This is a genomic window from Xanthomonas pisi DSM 18956, from assembly GCF_001010415.1.
In the GTDB taxonomy this organism is placed as follows: domain Bacteria; phylum Pseudomonadota; class Gammaproteobacteria; order Xanthomonadales; family Xanthomonadaceae; genus Xanthomonas; species Xanthomonas pisi.
Genome location: NZ_JPLE01000010.1, coordinates 67,289 through 80,450, shown reverse-complemented (window position 1 = coordinate 80,450; position 13,162 = coordinate 67,289). Strand labels below are relative to the sequence as shown.

At 57.5% G+C, this 13,162-nt stretch carries 11 protein-coding genes and 1 pseudogene; 5 read left to right on the top strand and 7 right to left on the bottom strand.

From position 1 onward, the window contains the following. Positions 1-707 precede the first annotated feature (707 nt). From Y887_RS20020 to Y887_RS02210, 3 genes are all read left to right on the top strand, one after another. Positions 708-1,979 (top strand): DUF5623 domain-containing protein, encoded by a 1,272-nt coding sequence (locus Y887_RS20020; RefSeq protein WP_046962800.1) that lies wholly within the window; start codon positions 708-710, stop codon positions 1,977-1,979. A gap of 155 nt (positions 1,980-2,134) precedes the next feature. Beyond that, positions 2,135-2,746 carry an AbiJ-NTD4 domain-containing protein gene (locus tag Y887_RS02215; RefSeq protein ID WP_046962799.1) on the top strand — a complete coding sequence of 204 codons (612 nt, stop codon included), beginning with the start codon at positions 2,135-2,137 and terminating at the stop codon, positions 2,744-2,746. Positions 2,747-2,758: 12 nt separating this feature from the next. Further along, positions 2,759-6,067 carry an NERD domain-containing protein gene (locus Y887_RS02210; protein WP_046962798.1) on the top strand — a complete coding sequence of 1,103 codons (3,309 nt, stop codon included), beginning with the start codon at positions 2,759-2,761 and terminating at the stop codon, positions 6,065-6,067. A gap of 244 nt (positions 6,068-6,311) precedes the next feature. On the opposite strand, the gene Y887_RS02205 is transcribed toward Y887_RS02210, so the two are convergent. The 4 genes from Y887_RS02205 to Y887_RS02190 form a co-directional block, all read right to left on the bottom strand. After that, a complete protein-coding gene (locus Y887_RS02205) occupies positions 6,312-6,833 on the bottom strand; it encodes a hypothetical protein (RefSeq protein WP_046962797.1) in 522 nt (173 codons plus the stop codon). Positions 6,834-6,983: 150 nt separating this feature from the next. After that, on the bottom strand, positions 6,984-7,544 hold the full coding sequence (locus Y887_RS02200) for a hypothetical protein (RefSeq protein ID WP_046962796.1): 561 nt from the start codon (positions 7,542-7,544) through the stop codon (positions 6,984-6,986). Between the two features lie 237 nt (positions 7,545-7,781). Then, positions 7,782-9,335, bottom strand: a complete 1,554-nt coding sequence (locus Y887_RS02195; protein WP_104611601.1) for a hypothetical protein — start codon at positions 9,333-9,335, stop codon at positions 7,782-7,784. Further along, complete coding sequence (locus tag Y887_RS02190) at positions 9,332-9,664, bottom strand: hypothetical protein (RefSeq protein ID WP_146093363.1); 333 nt, start codon at positions 9,662-9,664, stop codon at positions 9,332-9,334. Before Y887_RS02190 ends, Y887_RS02195 begins: the two co-directional genes overlap by 4 nt. 506 nt (positions 9,665-10,170) lie before the next feature. On the opposite strand from Y887_RS02190, the gene Y887_RS18495 reads away from it, so the two are divergent. Continuing rightward, positions 10,171-10,443 (top strand): BPSL0761 family protein, encoded by a 273-nt coding sequence (locus Y887_RS18495; RefSeq protein WP_084725902.1) that lies wholly within the window; start codon positions 10,171-10,173, stop codon positions 10,441-10,443. Between the two features lie 142 nt (positions 10,444-10,585). Here Y887_RS18495 and Y887_RS02185 read toward each other — a convergent pair whose 3' ends face one another. From Y887_RS02185 to Y887_RS02175, 3 genes are all read right to left on the bottom strand, one after another. Beyond that, positions 10,586-11,044, bottom strand: a complete 459-nt coding sequence (locus Y887_RS02185) for a hypothetical protein (RefSeq protein WP_146093364.1) — start codon at positions 11,042-11,044, stop codon at positions 10,586-10,588. Positions 11,045-11,135: 91 nt separating this feature from the next. Then, positions 11,136-11,525 (bottom strand): XVIPCD domain-containing protein, encoded by a 390-nt coding sequence (locus Y887_RS18490; protein WP_245879377.1) that lies wholly within the window; start codon positions 11,523-11,525, stop codon positions 11,136-11,138. A 215-nt stretch (positions 11,526-11,740) separates the two neighbouring features. Then, entirely contained in the window at positions 11,741-12,553 is an 813-nt protein-coding gene (locus Y887_RS02175; RefSeq protein ID WP_046962792.1) for a DUF2971 domain-containing protein, read from the bottom strand. A 375-nt stretch (positions 12,554-12,928) separates the two neighbouring features. Between Y887_RS02175 and Y887_RS21260 the strand changes: the two are divergent. After that, positions 12,929-13,132: pseudogene (locus Y887_RS21260) on the top strand (transposase); the annotation flags it as partial. Positions 13,133-13,162 lie beyond the last annotated feature (30 nt).

Here is a 13,162-nt window from a genome sequence, read left to right as displayed (position 1 = left end):
ACTCAGGGCGATGCGCTGCTGCCGTTATGACTAGAACCCACGAAAAGATAGGCGTCACTCTCGGAATGTCGCTGAATGCTGTAAAGATCTCTGCTGTGTTTTCTGACGCCGCGACGAGTCCACGGCTAATGGTGCAGCCGGTCTTGTTATGACAATATTTCTCCGTCGTCAAGGCCACTTCACCCACCATGGTTGGGAGACGGAGGTCAGAGCCTCCACTCAAGCGCCGACGACCAGATGCCTCACACGCGAGGCATCTGTTTTTGCGCCCCGCTAATTGGTAGCAAATGCCCTCGTACTCCGAGCCGCGTGGAAGTTTGAAGTTCTCTCTATAGCTCGCTGATAGTTCTGTAGGCCCCTTGATTTTATTGGCTAATAACAAACATGCCGGCTCCAGAGCACGCGATCAGCGATGCTACAGCCCGCTTTTGACCCAAAGCGGACATCTTTAGCGCCCTGTTCTCGGGTAAGCATCATGTGCGCCATTCCTACATAAAAGTTAGGAGACTGGCGGCGTGGCGGCGTGGCGGCGTGGCGGCGTGGCAGAGATCGTGCTATTTTTTGTCACGCGCCTGGCAGGCGCATGACACCCGTCTGAGCGAAGCTGGAAACGGCACTGCCAGTAAACATTAACCTACGATGACCTTGTTCGGTCCTCAGCTGGTGGTTACGGGTGACGCTGCGCTTACGGACCGTGGAGCAAAGTCATGCATAGCGTCGCCGTACCTCCGTCCTCCGTGGACGGCATCAAGCGTCTCGCCAAAACACTCAAGCGCGAGCGCTCCATTCCCCACAATCAAGCTCTCGAAGAAGCTGCTCGCATCGCTGGCTTTGAGAACCTGCGCCATGCGCAACGCCAACTGGCACATGGTGTTCATCCGACCCTGTACCCCGTTTTTCTCACTGCCTACTGGCGTGAGAACGGCCGTGGGGGACGCGAAACCCTGCGAATCGAGCTGGCAAAGCCCTTGGCCCAGGTTGTCCGCAGGAACCAGCTGAACGCCGTGCGTCAACTTGCCGGCTTCCGGCTCGACGCCGACGACCATATCGAGCGGGAACTCGACGTCGAGCGTCAGGAAACAGCCCAGCAATATCTGCACGATGCCGCCAGTGCCTTGCGCTTCATGGTCGCTACTGGACTCGTTCCGGTGACCACCCAAGCTATGCATCGCAAGCTGCGCTATCTGCAGAAGATGCCGGGCCACGACCATCCGAGCGAGTGGTTCGACCCGGCAAGCGGCTCGTGGCTCTACATGGACGAACCCTACGATCACCACGGCCCGGAGCTGCTGGATCGTCGGCGGCGCTGGCTGCGCGATTCAAACGTGTCCGTGGTTGCGCCGGCGTGGAAAGGACTCTACGTTCCCGGGCACTCGGTCCCGTATCTCGTCTCCGCCGATGCCGCGCTCCTGGCGCAGCTCTCCCGTAAATTGGCTACCTTGTCGGGAGAGGCGTCACCACAACATTGGAGCGGCGAATCGGACCGTTACGGCACGGCCTTCCTCAGCCCGGCGCGGGAGGCCGCGGGCCTCAAGCCGCGGCGGCGTCCGATGCCCGCATGGCGGGGCGAGGTACGTCGTGGTGCGACTCCCTACGGCAGGCCAGTTGGCGGTGCCGCCTCGCGGTGGCGCCCGGCGGTCGCGATGCCGATAGGAATGCACCTGAAGGTCGGGCCATTGCTACATGGTCTGTGCAACTCGAGGCTACCCAAGCGCGTGCAGGACGCGCTCAGTGTCGTGCGGTCCGAACTGGACAACTGGGTAATGGCCGAGTATCCCGGCGATGCCATGAGCCAAGAGCAGTTTCAGGCCATGTACTACGGCGAATACATAGATCCTGTCGAAGGTGCCGCTGCGCAACTCTGGACCATCGGCGAGGTGCAGGCCTTGCTCAGGCAAGGATATGCGGATTGCCCGCCGCTGAACTCGCTGCTCAAGCACCTGGAGAAGGCGAGAATTGGACTCGAGAAGTCAGGCTGAGCTGACAGGCGACACCCCACGTCCCATGGCTTCCCTCTGCCGTCACGAGGCGGGGGGAAGCTCTGACCAGGCCGGTGGCCGCCGATTGCCGCAGGTCCAACGCAGAATCGTTTAATCGCGCCAGGCAAGCAATCTGAAAAGAAGAGACTCGCAGCATGACGACATTCTCGACCAGGCATGTGCTCTCTCGACCCGACGCAGAGATCACCATCCGACAGGACGCTCCGAGTGAAGTGCGGGACGCGTTAACCACCATTGCCTATCGATACGAATTTAGGCCGAGCGCTCTGTGTGAAGTGTTGTGCGGAATCCGCTACCGCGCGCCCGACGAGGCAAACTGGTCGGAGTTCCCGAACATCGACGAAGAGGTTCGGGGCCTGCTGGCGGAATGTGAGTGGTTTGAGGTCTACGACTTCGTCGAAGCGATCGCTTCCCGCCACCCAGGGGCATCGGTGTCGTTCGCCGATGAGGTCAACCGCTACTTCCGGGTCGCAGGAGTCGGGTGGCAACTCGTCGACGGCCGGCTCGAAATGCGTGGTGCCGAGGTGTTCGAGGAGGACACCCTCGGGGACCTGATTCGGCGCAATCCGGATCTTTTTTCCAAGCCGGTCGACAAGATCGTCGACAAGGCCTGGGGCTATACATCCAACTTCGGTCGTCACCTGCACGATGAGAAACCGCCGGAGTTCGAAGAGGCAGAGTTGATGGTGGGCATTAGCGGTGTGCTATGCCGCTATCTCGCCAGGCGAACGGCTGGCCGCGGCTAGGATGAAACAGAGATGACGGGCACCGCCAAGATCGAACTCTATGTCGGCAATGCCATAGAACACGCGTCTGAGCGGAACGTGTTGGCCGCACTCGTCGAACATCTGGCGAGTACCGATGGATGGTCGGCGATCTTCGCCAATATCCATGTTGGCGGCCGCCAAATTGATTTCGTGGTCGCCACGGACTCATTGACGCTGATTGTCGAAGCGAAGCATTTCTCGCGCCGTGTCCGTGGCCAGAAGAATGGGCAGTGGCAGATGCACGGTTCGGGCGGTGTGTGGCGGAGTGTCGGAAACCCATACTGCCAGGCATTGGAGGCAAAGAATGCGCTGAGGGACCAGCTCTGCGCGTCTCACGGAGAAATGCCTGGCTATCCGGATGCCTGTGTTGTCTTCGCCCCGGCGTTGCCGACGGGATCGGATGTGCCTGCGTCCGACTTCAAGGTCTCGATCATAAGTGCTGGCGCTTTTGCGGAAGTCACCGCGAAGCGGTCCGGGCTCCTGCTTTCCAGGCAGCAGTGGGCCGCCTTTGCGCAAGAACTGGGCCTTCAGCGAGTGCAGACGCCGGGCGCCGCGTGCGACGCCAGACTGCTCGAACAGGAGGCGCTGCTGACGGCCTACTGGTCGCAGTTCCTACTTATCTATGCGCCAGCCGTCGGGTCGCTGAAGAGTGACCGTTATGAGCTCGGCGCCGAAGAGCTCGATGCGATCGGCGTGGCAGACCGTGTTGCGCAGGATGATGACGACCTTCTCATTCTTGGGCCATCCGGCTGCGGGAAAACCCTCCTCGCCCAAAAGATTGGCATCCACTGCTTGGAGCGTGGCCACGTCCCAATATTCCTTCAAGGAAAGTACTTCACCGGAACACTGGGCGAGAGCATCGGGAGGGAGGCAGGCTTGCTCGGTGCGCCGTCGGCGGCTCGCCTGATCTCGGCGGCCCAGGCGAACGGCCGACTGCTGGTGTTGATCCTGGACGGGTACAACGAATGTCCGGCAGCCGAGCAACTGGCGCTCACCAGGAGCCTGGCGGCGGCTGCCCGGCGCTACGGTATGCGGCTAATCGTGAGCGCGCAGGTCGACATTGTTCGATCGGATCTCATCAATGCCAGTCGTGTCGTCGTCAGCGAGCCTGACAAGGCGTTGAAGCTGGCGATTGCAGAATCGACGGCTGGTCAGGCAGGGTATCGATTGGCGTATCTTCTGGACTCAGTGTCGAGTGGGCTCGAGGCGGACCTGGTCGGCCGAGTCGGGGCAACATTGGCTGACGGGGCAAGTCGTTTTGCCTTGTTCGACGCCTATGCACGGCAAAAGCTCGGCGACGACGCATCCGACGGAATTCGACTCCTGGCGGCAGTTGCAGGGCAGCTGATCAATCGCATGTCGTTCAGCCTGTCAATCAGGGACTTCGACCGTCTGGCGGCTGCCGAGCGTATCCATGGCGACGTACTCGGCAGGATAGTCGCCGCCGGCCTTGTGGTCAGGCAATCGGACAGGGTCAGCTTCCGCCATGAACTGATCTTCTCGGCGTTCGCGGCCGAGTCCGTTGTTCGCCAGAGCGACCATGATGTCGAGAAGGTGTTGCTGGCGCTGGTCGCCCCAAAGTATGGAAACAGCCGTGCATTGATCCTGGGCGCTTACGATGATGATCGTTTCGTGGCTAACGTGCTTGCGAGGATCGAGGATGCCGGCCTGCTGCGGGCCGCATCGGATGGCGAGTGCGGAGTGGTGGCGCGCAACTGGGTCGTGGCCCGGTGCGACCAGGTGCTCAAGAAGTTGACGGCGGAAGCCGCGGCTGTCCGGCATTCGCTATGGGATGGCACCTGGGGCGGGGCCGGGGTGTGCGAAGACACCTTGTGCGATTGGAGTCCCTCAGAACGCGCGCTTATGACGACAATTTCAAACGGTGTTTGGCGCGGAACCTACCTGGACCGCGTCCTACATGCCGTCGCTGAGATGGATCGATCATTGAACCAAGCATTCGATGAGCTGAGGGAGGAAGCAAAGGAAAAGAAGGTCAGGCTCCGCACCGCATTGTTTGCCGATGCGTACGTGATGTCGGGGCGAGCAGGGATATCGCAGCTGGTGAATCGCATCTGCCACGTTGATTTTCCATCCAGGGCCGGCAAGAGTGAAGTTGCGGACCGCATTAAAGGTGCGTGGGAACGGCCTCGCACGTCTGGCCAGACGTATCTTCTGCTGACCCTAGTCAGATTCGCGGAGGACAGAGCCTACATCATCCCGCATATCCTGCCGTTGCTTGGCGAGCAGTGGAGGTATCAGCCCTATCATCTGCAGCTTGCACTGCTGAACTCTGTGTATTTCCTTCGTCTGAGTGATGACGGGTTGAAACAGCAGCTTGTCGACGCTCTGGAAGCCTTGCTTCCCACCTTGGGGCCGATGGTGTCCGGGATGGTGGTCGAAGCGCTCGAACACATGGGTGCCCTGGATAAGGATGTCGACCAACATGTCGGCGGGGTCAGGGAAGATCTGCAGAATCTTCTGTCAGGCCCTATGGACGCGGTGCAGGATGCGAAGGCCTGGGCAGCGTACTCCTGCCAGTTTGATCACCCGTTCTCGTCGGCGTACTGCGAGGTCATACAGGAGTTGAACAAGGACCAGCGCAAGCGCCTGTTGACGATGGCCTGCCGGGGTGCCGGGTACGCGGGGTTGTTCGTCTCTCCTTTGATTCAGGAGCTGACCGAGTACCAGGATCCTAAGGTTGCGCCCGCTATCGAGAGATGGACAGCCCTACCGGAACTCAACAGCTTCATGCCGCAAGAATCGATCTCGGTGTTTGTGTGGGCCCATGTCGCGCTTGGAATGCTCGGAGTTCCGCCGCCAGCCGACCGAGGGGATGTGGAGTCCCCGGCCAAGGATGCCTTGATCGCTTTAGGCGATCTGCACTACTGGGCTCATCGCTCGGATCTTGACGCCGATCGTCTCACCCAATCCTGCTCAGCGGCCATGGAAGTCCTGCTGCACCCGGCTCAGCTTGGAGCGGCGTCAGCGCTGTACCTGGTGACCAAGGCAATGTCATACGAGAACGCAGCCCGCGAATCGGTCATGCAGAAGTTTCCCGGCAAGATGTTATGTATTTGCAGGAATGCACTACAACGGCCTGATGACCAGATCGGCTATTATGGTCATTTCGGCTATGACAGGCTCGATGTGCTTAGATTCTCCATTGACGTGCTTGGCAATCTCGGCGTCGCTGGAGATCTGCCTCTTCTGCGCAGCTTGAGCGATGACCAAGCGCTCGGTGAATCAGCAATCAAGGCGATCCAGCTGATCGAAGGACGGGTCGATAATGTGGGCAGTTAGATCAATTATTGGTATAGCGAGGAGGTTGCCGGTAAGCGTGCATCGACGATATGCATGTAGAGGTTCCTGATTCGAACCTACCGCGGTCTTTGAGAGGAAAGGAGTAGTGTCCCCGCCAGCCAAAGAGCCGCCATGTAATCACGGATTTTCGCCCTACAAGGCAACATTATTCATGCCTTTGATAACCTGAATGGCAGCGCGCTCGAGCTCCTACCTACCTCAATCCAGCGCGTCACCGCTCAATTTAGAAAAGCCGCTCATCAAGCCGTTCTTGACCTGCGTCGACTACGAGCGCCTTCCAACCGTCTTGCGCCGTTCGAACGATGATCACTACAGTGTCAGGATTATCAAGAGCCTTTCCACCGCCCGGCGTCATCTCCAATTGCTCGATCACCTGATCGAGCTTATCTGCATAGGCCACTGGCAGCTTCTTGCTCCACCCAGGCCCAAAAATGTCTCGGGCACGCACGTCTGTGACGTGCTGACTTGGGCGCTTCATGTCCTTGGCGCGCGTCCGCGACGGCTTGAGAATGATGCGGTCATCGTTGTGCGATACAACGCCGATGTCGGGGTTATTGCAGCCTACGGCTTTGATGTCCTGCTTAGTCACCCGCTTCATGACCTCCTTCTTGATTTCATGGGTGACTCGCCCATAGGCCGCCAGACGATGCACGCTCAACGTGGCGGTGTCTGCCCCCTGCCTGAGGAGTACATCCCCAAGAACGTCATTGAGCCGAACATCAGGGGAGTAGATAATCAAGTTCATAGTTTGATAAAGCCTATCGAATGAGATTTGGTCACACTTCCTTTGGCATTGCGTCGCAGTTGCTTTCGCCAATGCTGTTACCTATGAGGGGCCCGCACTGAATTGACGAAGCGACGCTGCGATCAGAGTCCTCTCCTGCAGTGGCGATCGTTACTCGCGCAGTTGATTACTTATCAGCTTTCGGGCGTTGCCCACCGCCGTCATCGCTATTTGGAAAGATGCATCGACGTCACCCGGCTCCTGGAGCAATCCCTCAAAGTTGCCATCGTTGTCGTAGATTTCGCCACCACAGCGCACGTAGTAGGAGTTTTCCACAATCTCCTCTCGGAGATCATAGAGTGTCATCAGTGCTCTGTGTACAGCATGTCCGGCTTCATCCAAGTGATGCATATCTGCCAGCAGTGCGTTGAGCTCCGGTGGCACAGTCAATAGCTTTAGAGCTGCCTCGTCGTCTCCTGGGGATGTGACGTACCGTGACCTTGCCTCAGCCAAGCTCTGCCAAATGCTCACTAGGTGAGGGCGCACCAAGAACCCGTAACTCATCGCCATGTTGCGATCCTTCCTTCTCCGCAAGGCCTCCCCCTTTGCACCGGCAAAGTACGCAAGGCCAATTGACGCGGAAGACAGCAATGCTTGTGCCCAAGCCGCCCATACCTCTCCAGTCAGACAAGGGAACTCAGACAAGATCAGGCAATAGTTCACGTCAGCCATCGGTGCTCGACTCCATAAGATCACGAGTAGATGTATCGCATTGATCTCTGCCGATGCGCATCACTGCTCACTTCCAATGAAAGGATAGTACCCTCGGGAATCCCAAACCGCGAAAGATTACGATCTTACTTAAATCTGAACGTGATTGATCTATCTGGCACAATGGGTAATGACGCGTGCCTGCTCGGGCGCCATGCCCGTCACTGTAAACGTGCGGGCAAGGCGAGCAATTCGTGCTTATGGGTTCTGCGTAGATGAATTATCAGTCGTACATTCCGTCGCCAATCTGGGGGATCCGAATCTGAGCCTAACCAGAAACTTGTAGATACCGAAGATCTCCGGCGCGGTTCGCCCATCAACCACGTACTTGTAAAGATTGGCTTGGTGTTCGAGGCGACGCACCTTTGCCTCGGCCTGCTCACGCAGCGCTCGGAGGTCGAATGCCCAGCCATCCCCAGCAGATCGATGAATGAGCGCGACCATTCGCTCTATCGAAGTTGCCGCATGCATTGAGAGCTCGAGATCATTTTCATCCTTGGCTGGGTCTCGATGGGGAAACACGGCTTTTGTGGAGTTCTTGGCTCCAGTGAATTCCTGTGAAACACGCGTTTTAAAGCCGTAGGCAGCAAGCAAGGCCAGAAGAAATACGAAGCGGACGCCGGCTCCACCGTACTGACGCTTGGCATGCTTCCCGCGCTCACCTTTACTTTGCTTGCAGACATAATCGTGCTGAAGTTTTCTGCTCAGCTTCACCGCGGTCGTAACGTCTGCATACGACATTGGTCGCAGGCCCTCACCTATGCTCACCAAGCCGCCCGCCGGTCCAAGTTGGTTGGTGAGCCAGGCCGTGAGTTGCTGGTCCAACTCACAGTCAGCTGATTCCTCCAGGAACTGGTCCGGTACTTCGACGATATTCGCCTGACGCAACCTCTCAAACAGGGTCTCAGCGTCGCTGAGGGCCTTTAGCTCGGCATCACAACGGCCCCAGAGTTCTGCCATAGCGCGGTTTGCCGAAACGGCCACAGCAAATCTCAGCGACAGGCTGTCTTCTTTAGCAACGTCACAGCCCTCCTGGGCTGCCATATCAATCAGCCTTTTGACGCGATAACTGGATTCCTCTGCAATGCTCTCCAGCGCCCCCGGCGGAGGTGCACGACTGTCATCGGCATCGTTACCGTCTCGCCACTCGCGCACAAAGTGGTCGAGAATCAACTGGAAAGCAGCATCTATCCAGTATAGGGAGACTCCAAGCTCCGAGTCTCCGGCCATTTCTTGCGCGGCAACTTTCGTATACGGCGATGACGTGTCACAAACCGCAGTTGCCTCAGTTGCGCTCAGGCTTTCAACCCATTGGAGTAGCGGCTTGTACAGGTCCACGGTCAAACAGTTGCTGAGGCGATCGCATAGGAATCGACGTCCTTCAAGGGCCTTTAGTCCCTCCTCGGTTATGCCAAACGAGAGGAAGCCTTCCGAGTGACGGGGCTTACCTGTCAAAATCAGCCTGCCGAACTCATCGGATACAAATGGAGCAGCCGTCCGAGCAGATTGGGTAACACGCTTCCAGTGGCGGTTGCCCGCCCAGCCTGACGTGCCAGTCGTATCGCCTACGCTCATCTGTCTGATGGCATCGACTAAACCCTCTGCCTCCTGCGAAGACTGCCGAAAAATCTCATCCAACTGCTTCGCCGACTGTCGAGGCGAACCAATGATGTCCGTCAGAGCCGTTCCCAGTGTACGACGCGCATCAGGGTCGATTTCCATCCCCTGGCGGAAACCATGCCAAGCTGTCATTCTTCAGATTCCTTTTTAAGGGCCTGGTTCGCCGGAAACACGCGGCGATTGGAAACTGTATCGAGTGAGTCGGCATGCTTCTTGAGCCCATCACGGGCCTTCTTGTGAGGGGCGTAACCTTCTTTGGCGTAGCGAATGCGCCGGAGCTCGGCGCTTGCCTGCATAAGAGCTTCGTCGGGGAACTGAGCCTTCCCGTCTGCCATAAGTTGGCTCGCATAGGCCGCTGCATGCGCGAACTCGCCAAATTCGTTGATTGAGCGGATGGCGTGGTAGGTTTCGTTGCCGGCGGGGTAGATCACCCCATGCGGGGTGAGGGCTTTCGGGGTCATGGACTGAATCCACTGGTTGAGGTGGCTCATCCTGCTGCCCTTCCCCAAAGACTTCCATGTTGAAGTTCCCAGAGTGGTCTCTAACCCGCTCCGCAGGCCAGCACTCCTCAATCCTAGAGAGCCTGTGCCACATAGAGCTGCGGAACTGCGTCCTAGTACATGCCCGCAGCATCGCGTGGAACATTCTGTGGAACGAATGTGGATGAACTCCCAGCTCCGGGGCCACCTGCTCACAGCTGACGCCCGGTTGGCTCACTGCTCAACCGCCACCGCTTGAATTCCTACGCTTTCGACGTCTGCCCCCCCGAGTAGTGGTCAGGTTTAGAGTCCGGGGTTGATGATATCGCTGTTGGCCTACTGCTGGGCACAGGCCGCTGCGTCATTCCGTCGATCGCCTTCTTTGGGCGGTGTTCGCGCGGCTGTGAGATTCACATCCTACCAAAAGGGCGGGCGCAATTCTTGTCAGCGCAGTAAGCTAAGAATTCCTATTCTTGGAGTCAGTAGCGATGACCCTACCTGACGAACGTACTCGCAATATCCTGCAAGCGGGCGCGTTCCTGAAAGAACTTGCTGGTAGCAAGGCTGTGCCCCAGGAGGTGCGGCAAGAGGCCTATCGTCTGCTACGGCACTATCCGACACTAAGCGATATCGAGGTCATCGCCCAACGCGAAGAAGAGCTCTATCAACTCGCTCCGTCAATTTTCCATCGTCCTTATCTGACCTCAAACATTGAAGGTGAATGGTTTCGCAGCTATCCGAAAGGACCGCATAAAGACTGAGCCGTAGCTCCTCAGACGCTAGCTGACCTCCTTCTCGCGTTTGAGCTTGCAGGACGTCGGACTTAGCCGGCGGGGCATCGCCGATCGATGAGTGCGCTGCGATGTGCCTTCGCTTACTGGGCAAGTGACGGTGTAGGCGCTGCTACATTGTGCGATTTTGCGGGAGCTGCATGTGCTGTTTCTCAGCAGGCAAGAGAGAGCGCAAGAAGTCGTGCCATTCAACGTTCGCAGCTTTGCAGCGCGCATCAATTTGCTCAACAATCCAATGCGAGTAGACCAGGACTGGTGCATTGCCGTCTGCGATGTCGTCCACCGCTGCGCCGACGAGCCAGCCAAGCGCGACTATCTCATCATCAATGCCGGCGATAGGCTCATCATCCACTACTACTGTCCAAGAATCTGCATCGTCACCTTCAATGTAGGCAAGAACAGCTCCATCTTCCCCTATCAGTTCAACAACGATGTTGCGCTCGGCATCAAAAGCGGCCATGCAATTTTCAACCTTACTTGCGCTTGTTAGTGGTCGCGCCTGAGCTTCTTCAGCTTTTCTGCGACGCTCCTTGAGCTTCGCTTTTCGAGCTGCATCCGATTTCTTTGCCATTGTTGCTCCTAGCGTGACGCAGACACCTGTCAGCAGATGAAGTCTGTCATCGCCACAGTCTAGTTTAGCTTTAATCAGGTACCTATCCCGATTATGACATTCTCGGTCCTGTCCTGCTCGGGTCATCCTGCGTGTGGTCACGCGTCTGTGCGAGTTCTTGCATTCGCGTTTGCTCTTGCATATCGCGTGCCTGGTTAGCAGCCAGATACTGTTGTTCTGGAGCCGCCGCCAGTGCCTCGCTGGTCGGCATCTGCGCGCGGTTGGCATACGGATCCGGGGACGCGCCTGGGCCTGAGCGCATCACGAACATCGTCACCCCGCCCGGAAGCTTGTCGGTCGGTACGTTCAGTGCGACATCGACCTTGTCGCCAGGCTTGAATCCCGCCTCAACTGCCATTTTGTACGCGCTCGCAACCATGCGATCGCTGCGCTCATCCCATGGTTTCGTCGAGCCTTGCGATGGATGAGCGTAGTTGCTCAACCAGCGCAGCGTCTGGCGGCTTTGGGCCAACGGCGCTGTGACGATTCACAGATAGCTGCTCGTCTTCCCGAGGATCGTGCGATGCAACAGAGCGCGCACCCATCTGCATTCCCGGTGTGGCAATGGTAGGAGTCGAGCGTGAACGGGTCTACCAGCACGCTGAGGAAGATTGAGCACCTTGTTCTGCTTCGAGAGCTGAGAGTACTGAACTGATCCTACTGCCTGTAGGGGGGTTTCGATATATCCACTGGTACAGACCACTCAACATCTCCACCAACGGTGCGATAGTCGCTCTCAACTGAGCCGAGGAACATCTTCATGGATATGGAAGCTAGGTGCTGATCTCGTATGGGACCAACACGAACACCGACTATCGCCTCTGGGGGGATCTCGACCTCAACATAAGGAATTAGCATCCCATTCCTAGGTCTGTACCTAATGTCGTGCTGATCTGGGCGCGCGATCATGCGGACTTCGCTTTCCTCCTCAAAACCCGCATCTTTGAAGGTAGCTGCCAATTCGATCAGTTCGATCTGCTTGTCGATCGAATGAACGCTAATACAGCCGTTAGTTTCAGCCATAGACTGTGAAATGCTGGCACCGACATTGGTCAACTTCTGCGAAGCTTGGTCCGCCTTAGATTTGCTATCGTAGATGCAGCTCCTCAGCTTTAGACCGGACTCCTCTAGGCGCTCGCTATCAAAGGCGACAGAATAGTTGCCGTATCCGCGCCATTGGCTGAGCAGATCATCCCTTCGGCTGAAAGACATTGCAAACACTGGATCCTCAGTCCACGAAGCATCTTCATATTCGCTCAATGAATTGGACAAATACGAAATTGCGTTCTCCGCGTGATCCCAGTTGTAGAACAGCCCGTGCGGCTGTTGCGCCATGGCATTCTTCAAGACATCGACGCCATGCGAAAGTTCGGTCGAGTCATTCATAAAACGTAAGTCAGTCAACCAAAGCTTCCGGTTGACCAATATTGATTGCACAGCTTGCGCATCGGTGTAGTGGTACAAGTTCATAGCTTTCTCGGATTGCCCTGGTGCAATGCGCGGCGGAAGCGCGTTTATAGAGGTGGGCCGGGCGTGGGGAAGAGACGGGGATCGAAAGACAAGTTCGCGAAAGTGATGATAATCGCAACGATAGGACTTGCCTTCACGAAAACGGGATATCAACTGCCTAGTCGCTAATCTTGCCGCACTGCCTGAAACTTGTCTCCTGGCGCCTATCACCCATGGTCGAGATGGTCAGATCAAGCGGAACGTGAAATCCCCCCCCCTTTACGGGCGGTACCTGCGACCACTAGCCTTGGATGTGACCCGCCCCCGGGAGGCCGGGCCAACGTAAAGTAGAGACTTCGCGCCGCATGGGCTCCGTGGATCACGAGGAATCAGGCGATTAAGAAGCCCCATTTCACCGAGGCGCAGATTGCGTACGTGCTCAAGCAGGCCGAGCTGGAGATGGCAGTCGGGGAAATCTGCCGCAAGCTGGGTATCGCAGAGGCGACGTTCTATGTGTGGCGCAAGAAGTACGGCTGGCTGGGCCCGTCCGAGCTCAAGCGCCTGCAGTTGCCGGAAGTCCCAGCCCAAGAAAGAGAACTCCGCGGACTACGAGGATCTCTTCGCTCCGCC

Excerpts from the sequence above, each read along its gene's own strand:
- Y887_RS20020 (WP_046962800.1), top strand. The coding sequence starts at position 708 with ATGCATAGCGTCGCCGTACCTCCGTCCTCCGTGGACGGCATCAAGCGT.
- Y887_RS02215 (WP_046962799.1), top strand. The coding sequence starts at position 2,135 with ATGACGACATTCTCGACCAGGCATGTGCTCTCTCGACCCGACGCAGAG.
- Y887_RS02210 (WP_046962798.1), top strand. The coding sequence starts at position 2,759 with ATGACGGGCACCGCCAAGATCGAACTCTATGTCGGCAATGCCATAGAA.
- Y887_RS02205 (WP_046962797.1), bottom strand. The coding sequence starts at position 6,833 with ATGAACTTGATTATCTACTCCCCTGATGTTCGGCTCAATGACGTTCTT.
- Y887_RS02200 (WP_046962796.1), bottom strand. The coding sequence starts at position 7,544 with ATGGCTGACGTGAACTATTGCCTGATCTTGTCTGAGTTCCCTTGTCTG.
- Y887_RS02195 (WP_104611601.1), bottom strand. The coding sequence starts at position 9,335 with ATGACAGCTTGGCATGGTTTCCGCCAGGGGATGGAAATCGACCCTGAT.
- Y887_RS02190 (WP_146093363.1), bottom strand. The coding sequence starts at position 9,664 with ATGACCCCGAAAGCCCTCACCCCGCATGGGGTGATCTACCCCGCCGGC.
- Y887_RS18495 (WP_084725902.1), top strand. The coding sequence starts at position 10,171 with ATGACCCTACCTGACGAACGTACTCGCAATATCCTGCAAGCGGGCGCG.
- Y887_RS02185 (WP_146093364.1), bottom strand. The coding sequence starts at position 11,044 with ATGGCAAAGAAATCGGATGCAGCTCGAAAAGCGAAGCTCAAGGAGCGT.
- Y887_RS02175 (WP_046962792.1), bottom strand. The coding sequence starts at position 12,553 with ATGAACTTGTACCACTACACCGATGCGCAAGCTGTGCAATCAATATTG.